This is a genomic window from Erythrobacter sp. (assembly GCA_019739335.1).
In the GTDB taxonomy this organism is placed as follows: domain Bacteria; phylum Pseudomonadota; class Alphaproteobacteria; order Sphingomonadales; family Sphingomonadaceae; genus Alteraurantiacibacter.
Window position 1 is genome coordinate 1,911,370 of the sequence record CP073261.1, and the last position, 21,736, is coordinate 1,933,105.

Genomic DNA, 21,736 nt, shown 5'->3' on the forward strand with positions numbered 1-21,736 from the left:
CGCCAGCGGGAGGAGAGTTTTCAGGTCTCCACTTCCACCGCCTCAACGCCCGATTGTTCAACCCGCACCAGCAGCGTTTCGACCTGCACCTGCGCGCCGAGGCTGGTATTGAGCTCCGCCACCACCCCGTCGAACGGCGCCGTGAGGGCGTGTTCCATCTTCATCGCTTCGAGCACCAGCAGCCGCTGCCCGGCGGTGACCGCCTGCCCCTCGCTGACGTCCACCGCGATAACCTTCCCCGGCATCGGTGCGAGGATGTCGCCATCGTGGGCGTGGTGGTGGCCGGTTCCTTCGTGCCGATGCGGCTGCACCATGAAGGCGGCACCATTGCAGAAGAAGAGGCTCCCAGTTTGGCCCTGGAAGCCGATATCGTATACGGAATCGTCGGAGCCGTATTCGGGATCGACTTCAATGGTTTCCTGATCGACAAGCAATCGAATAGATCGTTTGCAGGGAGCATTAAGTCGGAATCCGCCGATGCCAGATAGTCTGGCATAGTCGTCTCCGAATGCATCCGCATAGAGTAGCCGTTCAGCGTAATGTGCCAAGGAAAGCTTCGGCAGTGCTGGTGGCACGATAAGATCATCAGTATTGTCTGCGATCGTACTCGTGGTCATCTCACCAGAAGTGAAATCGGTCAGACCGAGCAACCGATATAAGAACCAAGCGTTCTGCTTCACTGGCCAGATTTGCGTGCAACCAAGCGCCTGACGAAGCTTTTGAATAGCATCGTCGCGATTCTCACCATGTGCGATGATCTTGGCAATCATCGGATCGTAGTATGGTGAAATCACTGAACCGCCCTCGATGCCGGTGTCGGTGCGAACCCCGTGAGCATGAGCGGAGAAAACCTCCAACTTCCCCACACTGGGCAAAAACCCCTTGGCCGGGTCCTCCGCATACAACCGCGCCTCGATCGCCCAGCCGTTGATCGACAACTCATCCTGCCGCTTCGGCAGCGGCTCACCGCTCGCCACGCGCAATTGCCATTCGACCAGATCGACCCCGGTGATCTCCTCGGTTACCGGGTGTTCGACTTGCAGGCGGGTGTTCATTTCCATGAAGAAAATGCGATCCGCGCGGAGGCCTTCGCTGGCGTCGGCGATGAATTCGATGGTCCCCGCGCCTTCGTAATCCACCGCTTTGGCTGCGCGCACGGCGGCACCGCAGATCGCTTCGCGGGTCGCCTCGTCCATGCCGGGCGCGGGGGCTTCCTCGATCACCTTCTGGTGACGGCGTTGCAGTGAGCAATCGCGTTCGAACAGGTGGACGACATTGCCGTGGGCATCGCCGAACACCTGCACTTCGATATGGCGGGGCGAAGTGATCCACTTTTCCAGCAGCACCTCGTCATTGCCGAAGCTCGACTTCGCTTCACGTTTGCAGGATTCCAGCGCGGCGGCGAAATCGGCGGGCGCATCGACCTTGCGCATCCCTTTGCCGCCACCACCTGCCACCGCCTTGATGAGCACCGGATAGCCGATCGCTGCGGCCTCCTGCGCCAGCCGCTCGGGCGACTGGTCCCTGCCGTCGTACCCCGGCGTCACCGGCACCCCCGCCGCGCGCATCAGCTGCTTGGCGGCATCCTTCAGCCCCATCGCGGTGATGCTGGCAGGCTTCGGCCCGACCCAGACCAGCCCGGCGTCGATCACTCCTTGCGCAAACTCCGCGTTCTCGCTGAGGAAGCCGTAGCCGGGATGGATCGCGTCCGCGCCCGTCGCTTTTGCCGCGGCAATAATCTTCTCAGCCCGCAGGTAGCTTTCGGCAGCGGGAGAGGGGCCGATATGCACTGCCTCGTCCGCCTGCCGCACGTGCAGCGCCCTGGCATCGGCATCCGAATAGACCGCCACCGTGGCCACCCCCATCGCCCGCGCGGTGCGGATGATGCGGCAGGCGATTTCGCCGCGATTGGCGATGAGCAATTTCTGGATCATGGAGTGGGCGCGTCCTCGCAATCGTCGGCGATATAGCTGTCGGTCACGGTGGCGATCTTCCACTCGCCCGCAACGCGGACCAGCGTGAACACATCGACCCCGCAGTGGCTACGTTCGCCATTGAGATAGAAGGCATAGTCCGCCCAGACCATCGCTACCGGGCCATCGACCAGCACCTGCGTGATCGAAATCGGCTCGGCGATGTCGGCGGAAACATTGGCGATCCCCATGACAACATCGTGCATTGGCATGGACAGAACAGGATCGCCGCCCTCGCCTTCTCGTACGGCGATGCGAAAGGCATTGTCGGCGAGAAGCGCTGCCATCGCTTCACCATCCTTGTCGGCAAAGGCAGCCATGAAGGTATTGATCGTGGCGATCACTTCCGCCTCGGCGGGGGTCTCCTGCGCCAGCGCGGCGCCCGGCAGGAGCAGCGCTGCCAATGCAGCCAGTCCGGTAAGAAATCGCATCGTGTCCTCCCGCAAGTTGCCGACGTTCAGTCTTCCTTGCGGCGGACTCCCTCGTCGCGCAAGGGGGTCATCGGCGTGTCGGCGACCGGTCCGGCCATCCGCGCCAGCACCAGCAGCTTGCCGCGCGTCCATTCGGGCGCGATCTGCGGTTCGTACGATCCCGCCAGAGCTTCCTTGAAAGCGGTGATGACATGGCCCAGCTTGTCCAGCAGGCTGGTGTGAACGCGATGGTCCCAGGCGAATTCGCCCTGCCGCACCACTTCCTCGCCGATCGCGCCGTAGATGTTGGCGGCCGCAAGGATCGCCCAGCGCTGGCGGAAGCCGAGCCGCCCGGCGCCTATCCGGGCATTGGCATCGTGTACCCGCGCCAGATCGACCAGCCGCTTGGCCAGTTTGACCAGTTGCTGGCGATGCTGCGGCTTCATGTGTTCGCCGGGGGGAATGTCCATTTCCGCGAGCCAATCCATCGGCAGGTAGCAGCGTTCGGCGGCGGCATCCTCGCTGATGTCGCGGGCGATGTTGTTGAGCTGGAAAGCGAGGCCGAGGTCGCAGGCGCGGTCCAGCGTGTCTTCCGCATCGGCGGGAACGCCCATCACCCGCGCCATCATCACACCAACCGCGCCCGCGACGTGGTAGCAGTAGCGCATCAGGTCGCCCTCGCTGCGCGGCATCCAGCCCGCGGCGTCGAGCGCGAAACCGTCGACCACGTCGTCGGCCATGTCGCGGGTGAGGCCGGTTTCGCTGGCGACCTGCCCCAGCGCATCGAAGGCAACATCGGCGGTCGGCTGGCCGTCGAGCGCGCGGTGGGTGAGGATGCGGATCGCGCCGACCCGGTCCTCGGCGCTGGACTCGTCGAGCTTCAGCGTGCCACCGTGATCCTGCCCGTCGGCGATGTCGTCGCACCGGCGGCACCAGGCGTAGAGCAGGTGCGCGCGTTCGCGGGTGACCTTGTCGAACAGCAAGCTGGCGACGGCGAAGCTTTTGGAGCCCTTGGCGATGCTCGCCTTCGCCTGCCTGACCAGCGCCGAGCGCTCCCGTCCGCCGCCCATCTGGCGCGGCGTGGGCTTCACCACATGGCTGGAAACGAGCGGGCGTGGTTTGATCCGGGTGGGCTTGGCAGGTTTCACAGGTCCTCGGCGCGCATCTGCACGATGGTGGTTGCGGGAGTAAAATCGGCCATCTTCTGCAACAGTTCCCCGATGGTTTCGCCCACGATGATGATATCGCGGTGCATGGCCCTGATGAAGCCGGTGTCAGCCATTTCCCGGTTGAACGCTACAAGCCCGTCATAGTATCCCATTGCATTGAGGAGTCCGACGGGATTGGTGTGATATCCCAGCTGCGCCCAGCTGACTGCTTCCCACAACTCGTCCATCGTCCCCACCCCGCCGGGCAGGGTGACGAAGCCGTCGGACAGGTCGGTAAACAGCTGCTTGCGCTGGTGCATGGTCTGGACGACGTGCAACTCGGTGCAGTCGCGATTGGCGACTTCCATGTCCACCAGCGCCTGCGGGATCACCCCGATCACTTCGCCCCCCGCTGCCAGCGCGGCAGAGGCAAGCGCCCCCATCAGCCCGGCCTTGCCGCCGCCATAGACAACCCCGATCCCGCGCTCTGCGAGCACGGTGCCGACTTCTCGGGCGAGTTCAATATAGCGCGGATCGGCGGGCGTGGCGGACCCGCAATAGACGGCGAGGCGGTTCATGCGGTCAAATCCGCAATCATCAGACCCGCCGTAGCCTTTGCGCTGCCCACAACCCCGGGAATCCCCGCGCCCGGATGGGTGCCTGCGCCGACCAGGTAGAAGTTCCCGATCACATCGTCGCGGTTGTGCCCGCGGAAGAACGCGCTCTGGGTCAGCAGCGGTTCGAGGCTGAAGGCGCTGCCGACGTGGGCGTTCAGGTCATGCGCGAAGTCGCTCGGCGCGTAGTGGAACTTGGTCACGATCCGGTCATGGATGTCGGGGATCAGCCGCCGTCCGACTTCGTCGAGCACGCGCTTTTCCAGTTCCGGGCCGACCTTGTCCCAGTCCACCGCCAGCTTGCCCATGTGCGCCACCGGGACGAGCGCGTAGAAGGTGCTCTTGCCCTCGGGCGCCATGCTCGGATCGGTCACGGTGGGGTGGTGCAGGTAGATCGAGAAATCGGCCGGCAGCACGCCGCGATCGTAGATGTCCTGCAGCAGCCCTTTGTAGCGCGGGCCGAACAGGATCATGTGGTGGGGAATTCCCGGCCAGCTGCCTTGGACCCCGAAGTGGACGACGAACAGGCTGGGCGAGAATTTCTTCTTCGTCAGCGCCTTGCCCTGCGCACGCCCACGCGGGCTGTCCCCCAGCAGCTTCTTGTACGAATGGACGATATCGGCATTGCTGGCGACGGCATCGAAATTGGCCTGCCAGCCGCTCTTGGTCAGCACCCCGGTGGCGCGATTGCCGAGCGTTTCGACCTTTTCCACCGCATCACCAATGCGCATCGTGCCGCCGATCCGCTCGAAATGGCGGACCATGCCGGCGATCAGGCGATTGGTGCCGCCGCGCGTCCACCACACGCCGCCATCCTTCTCCAGCTTGTGGATCAGCGCGTAGATGCTCGACGTTTTCATCGGATCGCCGCCCACCAGCAGGGTGTGGAAACTCAATGCCTCGCGCAGCTTTTCGCTGCGGATGTACTTGGAAACGATCGAATAGACGCTGCGCCAGGCCTGGTGCTTCATCAGCGCGGGCGCGGCCTTGAGCATCGACTTGAAATCGAGGAACGGCACGGTGCCCAGCTTGACGTAGCCTTCATCGTGGACGGCGGCCGAGTATTCGAGGAACCGTTCGTAGCCCGCGACATCGGCCGGATCGAGCTTGGCGATTTCCTTGCGCAGCCCTTCCTCGTCGTTCGAATAGTCGAAATTGGTGCCGTCTGGCCAGTTGAGCCGGTAGAACGGCATCACCGGCATCAGCTCCAGGTCCTCGTCCATGTCGTGCCCGGTCAGCGCCCAGAGCTGGCGCAGGCAATCGGGATCGGTGACGACGGTGGGGCCGGCATCGAAGGTGAAGCCGTCCCGCTCCCAGAAGTATGCACGCCCGCCCGGCTTGTCGCGGCTTTCGATCACGGTGGTGGCGATGCCGGCGCTTTGCAGGCGGATGGCGAGCGCCATGCCGCCGAAACCGGCGCCGATAACGCAAGCCGTCTTGGAACTGGCGGTACGACCTTGGGGAGTGGTCATGTCTTGTCCTTGGGGGAGAGTGGAGGGGAATGCGAGAGCAGCGCGGAAATGCCGCGATGGATGGGGATGGGCGGCTTGCCGATCAGCACGCGGGCGCGGTCGAGCAGCGATGAATGCCCCGCGTAGAAACGCTCGATCAGCGGCTCGCGCAGCCGGTAGAACCGTTCGAAAATGCGGTAGCGATGGTCCGGCGCCGCGCCGATGAACAGCATCCGCCCGAGCGCGCGGTAGAAGCCCATCGCCCGCCAGTGCCGCCGCGCGCGTGCTTCCAGCTTGGCCGCGAGCTGTTCGCCCGGCAGGTCGGCATCGGCGGCAATCGCCAGCGCCACATCTACCGCAATCGGCAGGGTATAGCTGGTAAGCGGGTGGACGAACCCGCCGCGCGCGCCCGCCACCGCCACGCCGGGAATCCGGTGCGCGCGCTGGAACGCGGCGAAATTCCCGCCGGTGATGACCGGCAGGACGCCGGTCTCGAACCCGACCGGATCGCCCTTGATCCCGGCTGCATGGCAGTACTGGTCGATCCGACCCGACAGCGCGCTGCGGTCCAGCGCGGGATTGTCGGCGTAGTAGGTGTCCTCGACGAAGACATCGTGCGCGCCCAGCGGCAGGACATAGACGAAGCGGTAGGCCCCGCCGTTGCCCGCCGGGGCGAGCTGGTCCACCTTGGCGTCCATCACCACGGGGCGGGTAATGCCGTGCGGTTCGTGGGTGCGCACGTGGCGGCCCATGAACACCTGCCAGCCGCCTTCGAGATCGCTGCTGGGCGCAAAGCCCCGGCAGTCGATCACGCTGCGCGCGGTGATGCGCGAGCCATCGCCCAGCACCACTTCGCGCGCCGAGACTTCCGCCGCATCCTTGCCCATGACCAGCGTGCCGGGAGCCAGCTCGCGCTCCAGCCGGGCGGCGAAATCGGGGCTGGCGAGCGAACGGTAACCGGCATCCAAGTGGCGTGAATGGCCGGGGAAGCGGATTTCGTAGCCTTCGCTCCACTCGGTCTTGCGGAAGCCAGCCATCAGTTCATTGCCTGCGGGGGAGAGATCGGTGGCGAACCAGCTCCAGCGGTGATTGCCGCCCGGCTGCGCGCCGTGCTCGATCAGCCGCACCGACAGTTCGGGCCGGAGCCGGGCCAGCGCCAACGCGATCAGCCCACCCGAAAGGCCGCCGCCGACAATGGCGATATCGCAATCACGGATGGTCATTGTGCGGGTGCTTTAGCGCAAAGGCCGGGAGAGGCAATCATGGCGGAAAGGCTGTGCAGGGGGGCGGTAATCATTTGGCAGCTTGCCAAGTGCTAGAGCGGCGGCGATTTATGGCCATGACCAAACTCCTCCCGCACCGCGCTGCGATGATCGCTTCGGCCCTTTTCGCGATTGCTGCCGTGGCGGTGCTGTTCGCAATGGGCCGCCCGCCGATCTGCACCTGCGGCACGATCGAACTGTGGCACGGGCAGGTGCAATCGGCGGGCAACAGCCAGCACATCACCGACTGGTACGCGCCGAGCCACTTCACCCACGGGCTGATCATGGCGGGCGTGGCCTACCTGCTGTGGCAACGGTGGAAGCTGTTCGGCGGGCGGCCCGAACGCTGGGCGCTGCCTATTGCGGTGCTGGTGGAATCGGCGTGGGAGATTTCCGAGAACACCCCCGCGGTGATCAACCGCTATCGCGAGGCGACCGCGGCCTTCGGTTATAGTGGCGATTCCATCGTCAATTCCGCTGCCGATATCGGCTGGATGGTGCTCGGCTTCCTGCTCGCCGGGCGCTTGCCCGCCTGGGCCAGCGTGGCGCTGGCGCTGTTCCTGGAATTGCTGGCGCTCTACGCCATCCGCGACAACCTGACGCTCAACGTGGTCATGCTGCTCTACCCCATCGATGCGATCCGCGACTGGCAGGCGGCGGGCGGGGCCCTGTAGACACTACCAGGTCCAGGGAACTTGTCGCTGGCAGCATTCGTTGTCATGAAAAGTCCATGAGGAATTCTTCGATAATGCGCATTCGCCAGCTTGCGGCTTACGCCGCCGTTTCGTCATTCGCGCTCTCCGCGCCCGCGCTGGCGCAGCAGGCACCGGAAGGCCCGCCGGTCGATATGGAGGACTCCGTTTTCGCAGGCGATTACCTCTCGGTCGGCGTCGGCGCGGCGCTGAACCCCTCCTATACGGGATCGGACGATTACGTGGTCACCGTGCTGCCGATCCTGCAAGGTTCGCTTGGGGGAGTGGGCATCAGCCCGCGGGCAGGCGGGGTAACGCTCGATTTCATTCCCGATGCGACGGAGGGCGTGTCTTTCGACGCTGGCATCGCTGCGCGTGTTCGCGGCAACCGCGCCAACCAGATCAAGGACGATGTAGTCATCCAGTACGGCGAGCTCGATACCGCCATCGAAGTCGGCCCGTCGGTCGGGTTCAGCGTGCCGCAGGTGCTCAACCCCTATGACAGCCTGTCCTTCGGCACCGACGTGATGTTCGATGTGGCAGGCGCGCACGGAGGGATGACGGTCAGCCCCTCGGTTTCCTATTTCACCCCGCTCAGCCGCTCGATCGTGGCCAGCCTTTCGCTGGGCGCGGAATGGGCGGACGAGGATTTCCAGGATTACTACTTCCGCAGCGATCCCGCGGACTACATCGGTGCCGGCCCCGCCCCGCTCGCACCCTATGAGCCGGACGGTGGAGGCTTCACCAGCATGGGCGTGAACCTGCTGCTTGGCGTCGATCTCGATGGCGATGTGACCAACGGCGGGCTGGGGCTGGTGGTGATCACCGGCTATTCCCGACTGCTGGGCGATGCGGCGAACAATCCCTTCACCACGGTGCGCGGTTCGCGTGACCAGTTCCTGGGCGCGGTGGGCGTGGGCTATACTTTCTGAGCCAAGGCCCCCTGCGCACTTTCCACCAGCGCGGTCAGCGCCTTCATGTGCGATGCGAACGCCTTCCGCCCCGTGCGGGTGAAGGTGGCCCAGGTCCGCTGCCGACCATCCCGCGCCGCCTTCGACAAGGTAACATAGCCAGCGTCAGACAGCGCGGAGAGGTGTTTCGACAGCACGCTGTCACTCACTTCCAACAGCTCGCGAAGGGTGGCGAATTCGACGTCGTCGGCAGAAGCCAGCACGGCGGCAATCTGCAGGCGTGCGGGGGGATGCAGCACTGGATCGATCTGCGACCCGTTCATCGCGGATCACCTTCGCGTAGCTCTGCGCGGTAGATCTTTTGCCACATCAGGCTTCCGATCAAACAGCCCGCGAAAGTGGCGAGCGACGCTACCACGGCGGTGGGCGCAGGAATCGGTTCGCCGCGTGCCGAAAAGGAAACGAATGCCATTGCCAAGACAAAGGCAATCAGGATCAGCAGCACGATACGCGTACGCCCACCTTGCCATCCGGATACGAACAGGCCGTACCGCTGCTTGTCGTCCCGGACAGTGAAGATCGTTATCAACATGGCGATCCCGAAGCCGGCCAGCGTGCCTGGCAGGGGGAGCGAAATTCCAAAGACGAGCACGGTTTCCGCAAGGGCGAACAGCGCGTGCCGCCAGAGCGGCCACTGTGTTCGTTCCGCGAGTTTGCCCTGCGTATATTTCACGCTGTCCAGCGCAGCATAGGCTTCATTGCGATCCATGACCAACCTCTCATTTTCCACTCTGGAAAGTGAATACTGATGACTTTCCGATTCAGCAAGTGAAAACTTTCCGATACGGAAAGTGAAGCTGCGCGGGCACGAAAAAGGGGCGGCAAGCTGCGCTCACCGCCCCCTCAATCTTTTAACGAGAGATGCAGCCTATTCCTCGCCGTCGCCCAGATCCAGCGTCGGGCGCGCCGGCGGCAGCGGGGCGTCCCGATCACCCGTCATCAGGTAGGTGTCGAACCACTGCAGCATCCGCAGGTTGTAGTCAAAGCGCGATGCGGCGCGGGCGTTGCCGTGGCCTTCGCCCGGATACCAGACCAGCCGCACCGGCGTATCGGGACGACGCACGCGGATGTGGCGGTAGAGTTCGGCGCTCTGCGTCGGGCTGACGCGCGGATCGCGGTCGCCGTGCATGATCAGCAGCGGGGTGTTCGCCTGGTCGGCGTAGAACACCGGGCTGCGGCGCAGCGTGTCCTCGTAGTCCTCCCACGGATAGGCGAGCGCATGGACGTTGTACTCCTCGGTCGGGATATCGGTGGTACCCCACTTGGACAGCACGTTGGAAATTCCCACGAACATCACGCCCGCGGCGAATTCCTCCGAATAGCGGGTGCTGCTCCAGGCGGTGGCATAGCCGCCATAGGAACCGCCGGTCACGCCGACGCGCGCCGCATCGGCCACGCCGTCTGCCACCAGCGCCGCCTTGGCATCGACCAGATCGTCGAACTCGACGCCTGCCGCATCGCCCTGGTGCTGGCGCGAGAAGTCGCTGCCGTAGCCGGTGGAGCCGCGATAGTTGGGCAGGAACACCGCATAGCCGCGCCCGGCGGCCACCTGGCCGGGCATCGAATAGGCCGTGACCCAGCCATTGCTGTCATGCGCTTCCGGTCCGCCGTGAACGTTGAGGATCAGCGGTGCGCCGCCAGCGGGAACGCCGCCAACGGGTTCGATCAGCACGCCCTCGATCGCCTGCCCGTCGCGCGCAGTATAGGTATAGGCGCGCTGGGCACCGAGGCTGCGCTCGGCCAGCCAGGGGTTGTGATCGGTCCAGCGTTCGAAGCCGCTGCTCGAATAGAGGAACAGCTCGTTGGGGTGGCTCGGCGAATGGGCTTCGACTGCCACGCGGTTGCCGCCCTGCTCGATGCTGGACAGGATCAGCCCTTCGGGATCGATATTGCGCAGCACTTCGCCCTCGTCGGAATAGAAGCGCAATACGCTCTGCACCCCGACGTGGATGATGGCGGCGAGCCGCCCGTCGGCCATCCATTCGGCATCCACCGCTGCTTCGGGCGCCCCCGCGTTGAGCGCGCGGAAGGTGCCGGTGGCGGTGTCGACCAGGTGCAGCGTGGTATCGGCGGGATCGTTGATGTCGGTTCCCGCGATCATCGAAAGCTGGCTGCCATCGGGCGAAATCTCGACATCGCCGAGCTTTCCGGGGGTCTCGACGGTGACAAGCCCACCGCTCGCCAGGTCGAGGATATGTGCACGGCGCGACGTATAGGCATCGTCCACCAGCGGGGTCGGCGCACTGGTGATCAGCGCCCAGTTGCCGCCCGGAACGATCTCGAAGCTGTCGACATAGCCCGGCACGGTGATTTCGCGCGGCTCGGCGTCGAGATCCTCACCGCCCAGCGTAGCGACGAACAGGCGGTTCAGCCGCGCTTCCTCTTCATAGACGATCGCATCGAAACCCGCGCCGGATTCGGCGGTGCGGGTGGCGTCGGGCGCGGCGGCGACAAGCAGGTATGCACTGCTGCCATCGGGGGAGATCGCGTAGGAGTTGACCGCCGCATCTTCCACCGCGGCCAGCTTGCGATGCGCGCCGCCGTCGACCGGAATGCCCCACAGCGCGCGGTCACTGCCAGCGCCATAGAGGAAAGTGATCATCGAACCGTCGGGGGTGAAATCGATGCCGGAAACCGACATGTCTTCGGGCAGGAATTCCCGCGCCGCCATCGGCCCGTCCGCAACGAACAGTTGCTGCCGCGCGCGGCCATCATCCTCGCCCTGCGTCACATCAGGGTAATGCACGCGGGTATAGGCGATCCGGGTGCCATCGCGAGAGACGGCGACGGTGCCGGTGTTTTCGATACGGGCGATATCTTCCGGGGTGAGCACTTCCTGCGCCAGTGCGGGCGAGAAGGGCAGCGCGAGGGCGGAAGCGAGCAGGGCCGGGCGAAGCAGCTTCATGTGGGGCGGTCCTCAATGGTTGGTTTCTGTTGCAACGGGCATAGCGAAAGCGGTGCTCCAGGCAAAGTGTGCTTTAGGCGCGATGTAACCGGGGTTGGGGCGGTGGCGAACAGCGAGAAGGGCAAGCAGAGGGAATTGGCCATGTATCTCACCACCGCACGCGCCACGCCGCTGATTGCCGTCGCGCTGATCGCCACCGTGGTGACGCAGGTGCTCTACATTTCCACCGGCGTGAGCGGAACTGCCGGAGCGCTGGTGCTGTGGCGGAGCGAGGCCGTGGCCTTCCTCGCCGTTGCCTTGCTGGGCTTTGTGCTGGTGCGCGACACGCCGCTGGTGGCGGGCGGGCTGGTGCTGGGCGGGCTGTTCAACGTGCTGCAAGTGGGGATCGGCATCACGATGTTCGGCCCGCTGGGCGAGGGCGGTGATCCGCTCGCCCCGGTGATGGGCGCGGTGCTGGACTTCGCTTTCTTCATCTATCACGCCGGCAAGATTGGCTTTGCGGCGGCGGCCGTGGCACTCGGTCTGGCTGCATGGAGCGGGGCGACAGGACTGGCGAAGATCCTGGGAATGCTCGCGCTGTTGGCAGGCTTGGCGGCGCTGGCGACCAACCTGTTTGCGCTGGCTGGTGGTTCGGCGACTTTCTTGGCCGGAGCCTGCGGCACGGCGGCAACGCTGTTCCTCGCGCTGGCCATCAGCGCGGCGCGCCCTGCCGAAGGCTAAAATTCCTCCATCAGCGAGGACGAATAGGGCTGGAGCAGCGCGCTAGCCTTGTCCCACCCGCCGTGCAGCCAGGTCGCCCAGGCCCCGCGATGCGGCGGCAGGATAACCGGCATGGCATCGCGCCCAGCCGCTTTCAGCGAGGCATTGGGCGCGCAGGTGAGCAGTGCGAAGGCGGGCACTTCGCTGTCTTTCCACACTCCGGCGAGCGCGAACAGCGGCTGGTCGCTGGTGCCGAACCAGTGCTGGCGGCGCTTGCCCTCGCGATCAGCCCCTGCGCCCCATTCCATGAACATGGTGGCGGGGACGAGGCAGCGGAATTCCGGATTGCGCAGGTTGCCGGTCCAGAACGGACTGTCGGGATTGCGCACGGTAAGCACCGGGCGCGCGGCGTCGGTAGCCGAGGGCGGCGGCGGCACGCCCCAGAGGCGCGGAACCATCCGCCACGGCTGGCGTGGCTGGCCCGGCCCGGCAATGAATTCCCGCCCGGCGGTGATGACCGGAGCGAAGCTGCCGGGTGCGACATAGCCGCCCGCCCACGGATCATCGCCCCCGTCGATTGCGAAAGCGTGGCCGATCGCTGCGGCGTCGGCATCCAGGCGGTAGAGCACGGTCATGGGTGCGCAAACGCCCTGACCGTGCCCTTACCAAGCGTCAACGGGCGATCAGAACCCGAAGGCAAAGCCCGCCTGCGCCACGATCTCGCCATCGCCGGTATTGCCCGCGATCCCTGCGCCGACGGCAAAGTTCTCGCTCACTCGCCCGGTGATGGTGGCGGCATAGCCTTGTTCACCGTTGTAGGTGGCGACATTGCCGCCGATGGTGAAGCTCTGGTCGGGCAGGGCAATGGCACTGCCCAGCGCCGCCGTAGCCGCAATCCCGCCGGAGAGGCGCTGGTTGACATCCTCGATGCGGAAGTTGGTCGCTGCAAGGCTGGATTCGAGCGACCCCACGCGGCCCGACAGCGCCGAGAATTGCGCATCAGTCACCGCAGCGAGGTAATCGACGCTGACCCGGACATTGGCGACGCTGGCGGCGCTGGCCACGTTCGAGACACCCAGCGTTCCGGCGCTATCGATGGTAACGACCTGCTCCTCGCCCACTTGCACAGCGTCCGAAGCCATGATGTCGCCGATGGCCACCGAAGATCCCGCACCGCCGATCATCACCTGGTTGGCGGCAGTGGTGTTGGCGAGATAGCCCAGAGCGGTCGATTGCACCTGGTCCGCCACCGCGCTGTCGCCCACTGCCGTACTGCGGGTGGCGGAGGCGCTGGCTCCGGCACCCACCGCCGTGCCGCGGGTTCCGGAAACGGTGGAAGAAAAGCCCACCGCCGTGCCGCTGATGCCGGTGACATCGGTCGACCGGCCAACAGCCGTCGCATTCTGCGCATCGGCCCGCGCCAGCGCGCCGAAGGCCGAGCCGGATAGGCCGGTGGCCCCTGCAGAGGCGCCAACGGCTGTGGCATTGTTGTTGGTCACTTCCACCGCATTGCCCAGCGCCACGCTGCGCAGGCCGGTAACGAGCGTATCGCGCCCGATCGCGGTGGCGTCCTCCGCCAGCGCCTCGGCATCGACGCCCAAAGCGATGGATTGCGCTCCGGTGGCGCGGGCGCCGAACTGGCCCCCCGTATCGTCATCCGCCCCGTCCCCTCCGAAAGCCATGGCGCCAAGCCCGCTGGCCAGCGACAGGTTGCCGAGCGCCAGCGCCGATGCCCCGGTCGACTGCGCAGCTGTGCCCAGCGCAATCGAATTGCCGCCGTTGGCAGTGGTGCGGGCTGCCGGCCCGGACAGGCTGACCCCGCCGGGACCGTATGACCCACCCCCGCCACTGGCCCCGCCGATGGCGATATTGCCGCCGATCCCGCTTCCTCCCGCGGTGGTTGCAAATCCTCCAATCGCTACGTCGGCAGTAAAGCTGGCCCTTGCTCCAGCCCCCCCGGCAAACGAATTCGTGCCTGCTTGTGTATCGACACCGACGGCAGTGCCGTTGGTGCCGTTCGTGATGGCCGAGGCACCCAGCGCCGTTCCGCCTAAGCTCGTAGCCGAACTGCTGTTGCCGACTGCGGTGCCTGAATTGTCTCCAGCGGATGCCCGGTTTCCCAGTGCTACCGTATTCGCACCCGCAGCAGAGCTGTCCGTACCCACGGCAGTTGCGTTGAAGCCTGCTGCCTGCGCTCCAAATCCGTTGCCGTCGTTATCCCCGCCGATGGCAACCGAGCGATTTCCGGTTGCACTCGCCTGACCGCCGATGCCGATGCTTCCGGCATTGCTGGACACTGCCCTGTCCCCGATCGCAATCGACTGGACGCCGGAAGCGGAGGCGCCGGTGAAGCCGGCGCCTCCGTCGCCACCCAGCGCGATCGCGCCGGTGTTGGAGGCCGAGGAGAAGGCCCCGATGGCCGTTGCCCCCCGGAAGGTGCCGGCATTGGCCGATGATCCCAGCGAAGTGGCCATGAAGCCCGTGGCCTGGGCGTCCTCACCGATAGCTGTAGAAGCTTGCCCGGTGGCGTCGGCATTTTCGCCGACCGCAGTCGCTTCCTGGCCGCTGGCAATCGCCGAGGCCCCTATTGCCGTCGCGCCAGAGGCGCCGGTCGCCTGCGCACCGACGCCGCAGGCCAGGGCATTGTCCTGATTGTTCGAATTGGCCCCGCCGTCGTTGTCGGTCCCGGCATCAACCACGCCGTCGTTGTCGCGGTCGAGCAGGCAATCGTCGGCCCGCGCCTGTTGCGGGGTCAGCAGCAACGCGGCTCCGGCAGTGCCGGCGAGCAGGGTGGCGGCGAAAAGGATGCGATTGGTGGTAAGCATAGGGGGTCCTCCCGAGGATTGGTCCCCGCCGGAAGAACGCAGGTCGCGCCTGTCCGACAAGGGACATGGTAACGCGGTGCGACCCGATTGCTGTATTGTTGCACGATATGCCGTGGGCGAGGATTATCTCCCGCCCGTGACACAGCCCTAAATCACGGCGGCCTGCCGCCGTCAATCGCATAGGCAGGGTGTCCCGCAGCGGGAAGCCGGATCAGAATATGCCCGCCACGCCAATCGAGCCGCCGGTGTTGCTGCCGCCCGAATGGCTGACACTGGCATTGATGGTCAGCGGCACGTCGATGGCGAGTCGGTGGCTGATGCCGAGGCTGAACCCGTACTCCCCGCGATAGGTTGCGCTGCGCAAGGCATACCCTGTCTGGCCCGGCTCTGGTGGGAAAGGCGGCTCCGCTTGAGCCATGGCAGCGGCGATGCCGCTGCGCGATTCCTCGGACAATTCGTCCAGCCGGAAATTGGTGGCAACAAGCCCGCTTTCCAGTCCGCCGACACGGCCCGATAGGGCACTGAATTGCGCATCAGTGACGGCGGCGAGGTAATCGACGCTGACCCGGACATTGGCGACGCTGGCGGCACTGGCCACGTTCGAGACACCCAGCGTTCCGGCGCTATCGATGGTAACGACCTGCTCCTCGCCCACCTGCACGGCATCGCTCGACATGATGTCGCCGATGGCGACCGAGGAGCCTGCCCCGCCGATCATCACCTGGTTGGCGGCAGTGGTGTTGGCGAGGTAGCCCAGAGCGGTCGATTGCACCTGGTCCGCCACGGCGCTGTCGCCCACTGCCGTACCGCGGGTGGCGGAGGCGCTGGCTCCGGCACCCACCGCCGTGCCGCGGGTGCCGGAAACGGTGGAAGAAAAGCCCACCGCCGTCCCGCTGATCCCGGTGACATCGGTCGACCGGCCAACGGCCGTCGCATTCTGGGCATCGGCCCGCGCCAGCGCTCCGAAGGCCGAGCCGGACAGGCCGGTGGCCCCGGCAGAGGCGCCGACGGCAGTGGCGTTGTTGTTCGTCACTTCCACCGCATTGCCCAGCGCCACGCTGCGTAGGCCAGTAACGAGCGCATCGCGCCCGATCGCGGTGGCGTCCTCCGCCAGTGCTTCGGCATCGACGCCAAGGGCGATTGCAGAAATACCTGTCGCCTGTGCGCCCAGCGCAAGGTCGTCATCCCCGTCAGTGCCGATAGCGATGCCGCGCGCTCCGCTGGCGGCGGCGAAGGCGCCAAAGGCCAGTGCCGAAGCACCGGTCGCCTGCGTCGCTGTTCCCAAGGCAATGGCATTGCCGCCGTTGGCCAGGGTCGAGAGGGCTAGCTGGGGAGAAGCGGCTCCGGCAACGATGTCCGAATTGCTGCCGATGGCAATGTTGCCGCCCGTCTGCGGCCCGGCGATTGGGCTTGCCGTAGTCGAGAAGCTGCCGAAGGCGACCGAGCCGTTGCCGAAGGCAGCCGCATTGTCGCCGATGGCTGTCGACGAATAGCTTACCGCTCCGGCAGCATTGCCCAGCGCGAGTCCGATCGGACCAATTGCCGAACTGCCGTTGCCCAGCGCTACCGCGCGCACCCCCGAGGCCGAGCTGTCGATGCCGATGGCTACCGACCGGTCCGCGCTCGCTGATGCGCCGACGCTGTCCGCATCGTCGCCGTCGGTGCCGATGGCGATGCTGTGGATCCCGGTTGCCTGCGCTACATTGCCCAATGCAATCGCGCCAGAACCGCTCGCCAACGAATTGGCTCCGAACGCGGTCGCGGCCACACCTGTTGCCTGAGCCACGCTGCCTACAGCAATCGCCAGCGCCGCATTTGCCGTTGAAGACGAGCCGAGAGCAGTTGCGGCGGATCCGGAAGCTTCGGCGGAAAAGCCAACCGCAACCCCGCTTCCCAAGCTCGCGATCGCTGAGGCACCGACCACGGTGGTGAAGCCGCCCGTTGCCTGCGCGCCCTGCCCGAATGCTACGGACGATTGACCCGTAGCAGAACTGGAAGCACCGACCGACGTCGAGTCTTGGCCGGTGGCTTCGCTATTGGCACCAAGCGCAGTCGCCTGGACATTGCTGGCGAGCGAGTCAGTCCCGATGGCAATGGCCAGATTGGCGCTGGCGACTGCCCCCAGAGTGAGCGCATCGCCGCCGTCCCCACCCAATGCAATGCTCCCTACACCGGTAGCGCGGGAACTGAAGCCGATTGCATTGGCATTGGACTGCAAGGCCTGTGCTTCGGCGCCGACGGCGGTGGATTGTGAACCTTCTGCAACGGCGAAAGCGCCCAAGGACGAATCTGAAAACTGGCCTGCCTCGCTAGAATGGCCGAGCGAAGTGGAGCCCGAACCAAACGCCTCCGAGAATGACCCGATAGCCGTCGAACGGGCTCCGAATGCATTGGCTGAGTTTCCGATCGCGGTAGCGTTGCTTACCGTTGCTTGGGCCAGCGCTCCGATAGCTACGGCGCCTGGCCCTGTCGCGTCGCTGTCGCGGCCGATGGCGATTGCATCGATAGCAGTGATTGAGGCGCGTGTTCCGACGGCCACGCCTTCAGTCGCCAATGCATTTGCGCTGGCAAACTGCCCAATTACAGTTGAGCCAAGTGCAAGGGAAGCCGAGTTTTGGCCTACGGCTATCGCGTTCTGGCCAGTTGCAGTGGAGAAATGGCCAACGGCGGTCGAATTAATGCCGCTGGCGGTCGAAATGCGGCCGACGGCAAGCGAGCGGTCCGCCGATGCAGTCGAGGCACTTCCCAGTGCGGTAGCGAAATCGGCGGTCGCTTGCGCACTTGCACCAATCGCAGTGGTATTGAGACCCGTGGCAGTTGCATTCTGTCCGCAGGCCAGCAGAGTGTCGGTGCCGCCGGAATTGGCCCCCAGGTCGGTATCGACGTTGCTGTCGGCGTTGCCGTCGTTGTTGGTGTCGAGCAGGCAATCGTCGGCCTTGGCAGGCATGGCGAGGAAAGCCACGGCGATGGCCAGCGCGGCGGCGGAGGTCGAGAAGATAATCCGGGACATTGCAGCAACTCCTGTGATGAGGCGTTGCCGACGGGTGACTTGTTTTGCTGTTGCGCCTTACGGCTGCTTGCGACCCCAGCGTCCCCCTCGCCGACCACGTCCTTTCGTGACGCCGGCAGGCGGAATGCCGCGCCGGAGCAAGGCCAAGACTATCGCACAGCCCTGCTTGCGCAAGCGGGTAGTGATGCGAAGCTATGTAATTGTCCTGATACGGGCCACCGTCCGCCCGACTCCTACTCCGGCTGGAGCGTGATCTCGCGCTGCGGGTACACATTGAACGTCTGCCCGCGCACTGTGATCGTCTCGCCCTTGAAGGCGCGCACGTCCATGTCGCGGGCGCGATGCCCGGTGATGATCGCCTCGTCTCCGGCAGCGGCATGATCCGGCCCAAAGCCTGATCGTTCGGCGACGATCGGCGGCGAAAGATCGACGTTCCAGATCTCGCTGCCGCCGAAGCCGCCCAGTTCGCGACGAAGCTGCACCTGCATGTGCGGATTGCCGAAACTGATCGAAACGATCTGGCCGGAAATGCGGCTCTCCTCGTCCTGCGTCCAGCCCCAGCCGTGGTGCGCCGCCAGTGTGGCAGGCACCACAATGGCGGCCGCAGCGGCGGCGAGTGTGAGTGACAGGGCGCTCTTGGTCATGACATCTCTCCGTTCGTGTCCCGTGACCGCTTCTGTAGCAAAGTCCTGCGCCCCTGTCCTTATCAAGATGGTCCCGCTCGACATGGCTGCGGGGAGCGGCTAGACCTAGCCGATCCCCGGGGAGCGAGCCTATCGCTGAGAGGGGTGGGCTAGGCTCCACCCGACCCGTCGAACCTGAACCCGTTAGCACGGGCGGAGGGAAGGGCGGCTTGTGCGCAGGCATCCGTTCCCCCGAAACCGTGGAGAGGAACGCGCAGATATGGCCCAAGCGGATAGTATCACGAGCTGGATTGCCCTGTTTACCGGGCTGTACGCGCTTGGGGCGGCAATCGGGGAATTGCGTTCGCCCGGCAGCTGGGCAGCCATGCTCGACGGGTTCGAGAACAACGAGGCGCTGCGCTTCCTCACCGGGATCGTCGTGCTTTCGCTCGGCGCGGTGATCTACCTCGTCAATCCGTGGCAGCCGCAGGACTGGCTGTCGGTACTCATCACGGTGATGGGCGCAGGGATGGCGGTGGAGGGCCTGGTGATCCTCGGCTTCGGCAAGCCTTTCCTGCATTTTGCCAGCCGCCTGTTCGGCAAGGTCGATACCGTATGGGCGCTGCTTTCGCTCGCGCTCGGCATCGTCCTTGTCTGCGTGGCCCTGCTGCGCTTCTGAATTCCCACCCCCTTTTCAAGAGAGAATGACCATGGCCGACATCAACAGCCAGTTCGAAATCGGCGTCACCACCGGGCCGATCCGGGGGAGCCGCAAGATCCATGTCGGGCCGCGCCGCGTCGCCATGCGCGAGATCGATCTGGAGCCGAGCGCGGGCGATCCGCCGGTGCGGGTCTACGATACCTCCGGCCCCTACACCGATCCCGCCGCCCAAATCGACATCCGCGCCGGCCTGCCGCAGCTGCGCCGCCAGTGGCAGCTCGAACGCGGCGACGTGGAGGAGTATGCCGCGCGCGAGACCAAGCCCGAGGATAACGGCCAGCTCGGCCCGGACCGTTCCGGCGGCGTCCCCGCCTTCCCCAATGTCCACAAGACCGTGCTGCGCGCCAAGCCGGGTGCCAACCTCAGCCAGATGCATTACGCCCGCCGGGGCATCATCACGCCCGAAATGGAATATGTCGCCGAGCGCGAGAACCTCGGCCGCGAATTCGTGCGGCGGGAAATCGACGGCAATTCGTGGGGCGCGGAAATCCCCGAGTACGTCACTCCCGAATTCGTCCGCAGCGAAGTGGCGCGCGGGCGGGCGATCATCCCGAGCAACGTCAACCACCCCGAAGCCGAGCCGATGGCGATCGGGCGCAATTTCCTCGTCAAGATCAACGCCAACATCGGCAATTCCGCCGTCGCCAGCGATGTCGCCAGCGAAGTCGACAAGATGGTCTGGTCGATCCGCTGGGGCGCGGACACGGTGATGGACCTCAGCACCGGCCGCAACATCCACGACACCCGCGAATGGATCATCCGCAACAGCCCCGTGCCCATCGGCACCGTGCCGATCTACCAGGCGCTCGAAAAGGTCGGCGGGATTGCCGAGGACCTGACCTGGGAAGTGTTCCGCGATACCCTGATCGAACAGGCCGAGCAGGGGGTGGACTACTTCACCATCCACGCGGGCGTGCGGCTGCCCTACATCCCGATGACCGCCAAGCGCGTCACCGGCATCGTCAGCCGCGGCGGTTCGATCATGGCCAAGTGGTGCCTCGCCCATCACAAGGAGAGCTTCCTCTACGAACGGTTCGACGAGATCACCGAGATCATGAAGGCCTACGATATCGCCTATTCGCTGGGTGACGGCCTGCGCCCCGGCTCGATCGCCGATGCCAACGACGAGGCGCAGTTCGCCGAACTCTACACGCTGGGCGAACTGACCAAGCGCGCCTGGGAGCAGGACGTGCAGGTGATGATCGAAGGCCCCGGCCACGTGCCGATGCACAAGATCAAGGAGAACATGGCCAAGCAGCTCGAAGCCTGCGGCGAGGCCCCGTTCTACACCCTCGGCCCGCTCGTCACCGATATCGCGCCGGGGTATGACCATATCACCAGCGGCATCGGCGCGGCGCAGATCGGCTGGTACGGCACGGCGATGCTTTGCTACGTCACGCCGAAGGAACACCTCGGCCTGCCCGACCGGGACGATGTGAAGGTGGGCGTGGTGACCTACAAGCTGGCCGCCCACGCGGCGGATCTCGCCAAGGGCCACCCGGCCTCGCAGGTGCGCGACGATGCGCTGTCCAAGGCCCGCTTCGAATTCCGCTGGCGCGACCAGTTCAACCTCAGCCTCGACCCGGACACGGCGGAGAAATACCACGACCAGACCCTCCCGGCGGAAGGCGCGAAGACGGCGCATTTCTGCTCGATGTGCGGGCCCAAGTTCTGCTCGATGAAGATCACGCAGGAAGTGCGCGATTTTGCCGCGAAGCAGAATGCGGGCGTGGAGACCTTCGTGGCGGTTGAAACTCCCCTCCCGCTTGCGGGAGGGGCCGGGGGAGGGCCTGTCGATGAAGCCGCCGCCGAAAAGGGAATGGCGGAAATGAGCCGCGTCTACAACGAGACCGGGCGCGAACTCTACATCGGCCAGGGCGACCGCGAGCACGATTGATCGAGCTGCGGGCGCGGGGCCGCTACAACCCCGCGCTCAGCCGGTCGAGCGCCGTGGCGAGCGCGCCGTCGGTCGCTTCCGCGCGCTCCACCATGCGCGAGAGCCTGTCCGCCGCCTCGCCCAGGTCCAGCTTGCGGGAGAGGGCGAGGGCGGTTTCATAGCTCACCCGCTGCGATTGCTTGCCCTTGCGCAGCGCGCCCGCCAGCGCAATGTCGCGCAAGGGGCCGTGGGCGATGGTCTGGCAGTCGTTGTCCGCATCGTCGAGGATCGCGCGCAGCCACACGTTCGGCTCGTCCTGCGGTTCGGCATCGAGACTGCTTGCGATCGCCGCCAGCTCGTCCCGCTGCGCCTGCGCCAGCGCGGCATCGTCGCGGACAAGTTCGCGCATCACCTCGTCGTCCAGGCAGTCGCGCACCCTGCCCAGCCGCGCGACCATCGCGCACTCGCCATCGTGCAGGTCCTGCACCGCCATCACCAGCAGCGCCCTGGGGGTTTCGACTTCGGCCATTTCTCTGGTTCCTTTCGTGGGAGAGGA

The 21,736-nt window shown here is 65.5% G+C and carries 19 protein-coding genes and 1 riboswitch; of the genes, 5 read left to right on the forward strand and 14 right to left on the reverse strand.

Going from position 1 to position 21,736, the window contains the following annotated elements; genetic code table 11:
• Positions 1–20: 20 nt before the first annotated feature.
• The 6 genes from JY451_09395 to crtY form a co-directional block, all read right to left on the reverse strand.
• The gene (locus JY451_09395; protein ID QZH73977.1) at positions 21–1,934 is read right to left on the reverse strand and encodes an acetyl/propionyl/methylcrotonyl-CoA carboxylase subunit alpha; all 1,914 of its coding nucleotides are present in this window, start codon (positions 1,932–1,934) and stop codon (positions 21–23) included.
• Entirely contained in the window at positions 1,931–2,404 is a 474-nt protein-coding gene (locus JY451_09400; GenBank protein ID QZH73978.1) for a nuclear transport factor 2 family protein, read from the reverse strand. The genes JY451_09395 and JY451_09400 overlap by 4 nt, the downstream gene beginning before the upstream one ends.
• A gap of 26 nt (positions 2,405–2,430) precedes the next feature.
• Entirely contained in the window at positions 2,431–3,453 is a 1,023-nt protein-coding gene (locus tag JY451_09405) for a phytoene/squalene synthase family protein (GenBank protein ID QZH76665.1), read from the reverse strand.
• A gap of 74 nt (positions 3,454–3,527) precedes the next feature.
• Complete coding sequence (locus tag JY451_09410) at positions 3,528–4,109, reverse strand: TIGR00730 family Rossman fold protein (GenBank protein ID QZH73979.1); 582 nt, start codon at positions 4,107–4,109, stop codon at positions 3,528–3,530.
• On the reverse strand, positions 4,106–5,617 hold the full coding sequence (locus tag JY451_09415; GenBank protein QZH73980.1) for a phytoene desaturase: 1,512 nt from the start codon (positions 5,615–5,617) through the stop codon (positions 4,106–4,108). Before JY451_09415 ends, JY451_09410 begins: the two co-directional genes overlap by 4 nt.
• Positions 5,614–6,819, reverse strand: coding sequence for a lycopene beta-cyclase CrtY (crtY, locus tag JY451_09420; protein QZH73981.1), 1,206 nt, complete (start codon positions 6,817–6,819; stop codon positions 5,614–5,616). The genes JY451_09415 and crtY overlap by 4 nt, the downstream gene beginning before the upstream one ends.
• Before the next feature lie 110 nt (positions 6,820–6,929).
• On the opposite strand from crtY, the gene JY451_09425 reads away from it, so the two are divergent.
• Complete coding sequence (locus tag JY451_09425; GenBank protein ID QZH73982.1) at positions 6,930–7,532, forward strand: DUF2585 domain-containing protein; 603 nt, start codon at positions 6,930–6,932, stop codon at positions 7,530–7,532.
• Positions 7,533–7,606: 74 nt separating this feature from the next.
• Positions 7,607–8,482 (forward strand): MipA/OmpV family protein, encoded by an 876-nt coding sequence (locus JY451_09430; GenBank protein QZH73983.1) that lies wholly within the window; start codon positions 7,607–7,609, stop codon positions 8,480–8,482.
• Here the strand turns inward: JY451_09430 and JY451_09435 are convergent.
• The 3 genes from JY451_09435 to JY451_09445 all read right to left on the reverse strand — a co-directional run bounded on the left by JY451_09435 (position 8,470) and on the right by JY451_09445 (position 11,426).
• Positions 8,470–8,784, reverse strand: a complete 315-nt coding sequence (locus tag JY451_09435; protein QZH73984.1) for a transcriptional regulator — start codon at positions 8,782–8,784, stop codon at positions 8,470–8,472. The genes JY451_09430 and JY451_09435 overlap by 13 nt on opposite strands.
• Positions 8,781–9,251 carry a hypothetical protein gene (locus tag JY451_09440; protein QZH73985.1) on the reverse strand — a complete coding sequence of 157 codons (471 nt, stop codon included), beginning with the start codon at positions 9,249–9,251 and terminating at the stop codon, positions 8,781–8,783. The genes JY451_09435 and JY451_09440 overlap by 4 nt, the downstream gene beginning before the upstream one ends.
• Before the next feature lie 138 nt (positions 9,252–9,389).
• On the reverse strand, positions 9,390–11,426 hold the full coding sequence (locus JY451_09445; GenBank protein QZH73986.1) for a S9 family peptidase: 2,037 nt from the start codon (positions 11,424–11,426) through the stop codon (positions 9,390–9,392).
• Between the two features lie 141 nt (positions 11,427–11,567).
• On the opposite strand from JY451_09445, the gene JY451_09450 reads away from it, so the two are divergent.
• Entirely contained in the window at positions 11,568–12,146 is a 579-nt protein-coding gene (locus tag JY451_09450) for a hypothetical protein (GenBank protein ID QZH73987.1), read from the forward strand.
• Here JY451_09450 and JY451_09455 read toward each other — a convergent pair.
• From JY451_09455 to JY451_09470, 4 genes are all read right to left on the reverse strand, one after another.
• Complete coding sequence (locus tag JY451_09455) at positions 12,143–12,760, reverse strand: SOS response-associated peptidase family protein (GenBank protein ID QZH73988.1); 618 nt, start codon at positions 12,758–12,760, stop codon at positions 12,143–12,145. The genes JY451_09450 and JY451_09455 overlap by 4 nt on opposite strands.
• A 48-nt stretch (positions 12,761–12,808) precedes the next feature.
• A complete protein-coding gene (locus tag JY451_09460) occupies positions 12,809–14,950 on the reverse strand; it encodes a hypothetical protein (GenBank protein ID QZH73989.1) in 2,142 nt (713 codons plus the stop codon).
• A 211-nt stretch (positions 14,951–15,161) separates the two neighbouring features.
• Positions 15,162–17,960, reverse strand: coding sequence for a YadA-like family protein (locus JY451_09465; protein ID QZH73990.1), 2,799 nt, complete (start codon positions 17,958–17,960; stop codon positions 15,162–15,164).
• 233 nt (positions 17,961–18,193) lie between these two features.
• Positions 18,194–18,604, reverse strand: coding sequence for a hypothetical protein (locus JY451_09470; GenBank protein ID QZH73991.1), 411 nt, complete (start codon positions 18,602–18,604; stop codon positions 18,194–18,196).
• Positions 18,605–18,711: 107 nt separating this feature from the next.
• A riboswitch (TPP riboswitch) is annotated at positions 18,712–18,822 on the forward strand.
• Positions 18,823–18,863: 41 nt separating this feature from the next.
• On the opposite strand from JY451_09470, the gene JY451_09475 reads away from it, so the two are divergent.
• Complete coding sequence (locus JY451_09475) at positions 18,864–19,262, forward strand: hypothetical protein (protein ID QZH73992.1); 399 nt, start codon at positions 18,864–18,866, stop codon at positions 19,260–19,262.
• Between the two features lie 31 nt (positions 19,263–19,293).
• The gene (thiC, locus tag JY451_09480; GenBank protein ID QZH73993.1) at positions 19,294–21,201 is read left to right on the forward strand and encodes a phosphomethylpyrimidine synthase ThiC; all 1,908 of its coding nucleotides are present in this window, start codon (positions 19,294–19,296) and stop codon (positions 21,199–21,201) included.
• Positions 21,202–21,223: 22 nt separating this feature from the next.
• Here thiC and JY451_09485 read toward each other — a convergent pair whose 3' ends face one another.
• A complete protein-coding gene (locus JY451_09485) occupies positions 21,224–21,709 on the reverse strand; it encodes a DUF892 family protein (GenBank protein QZH73994.1) in 486 nt (161 codons plus the stop codon).
• Positions 21,710–21,736: the final 27 nt, after the last annotated feature.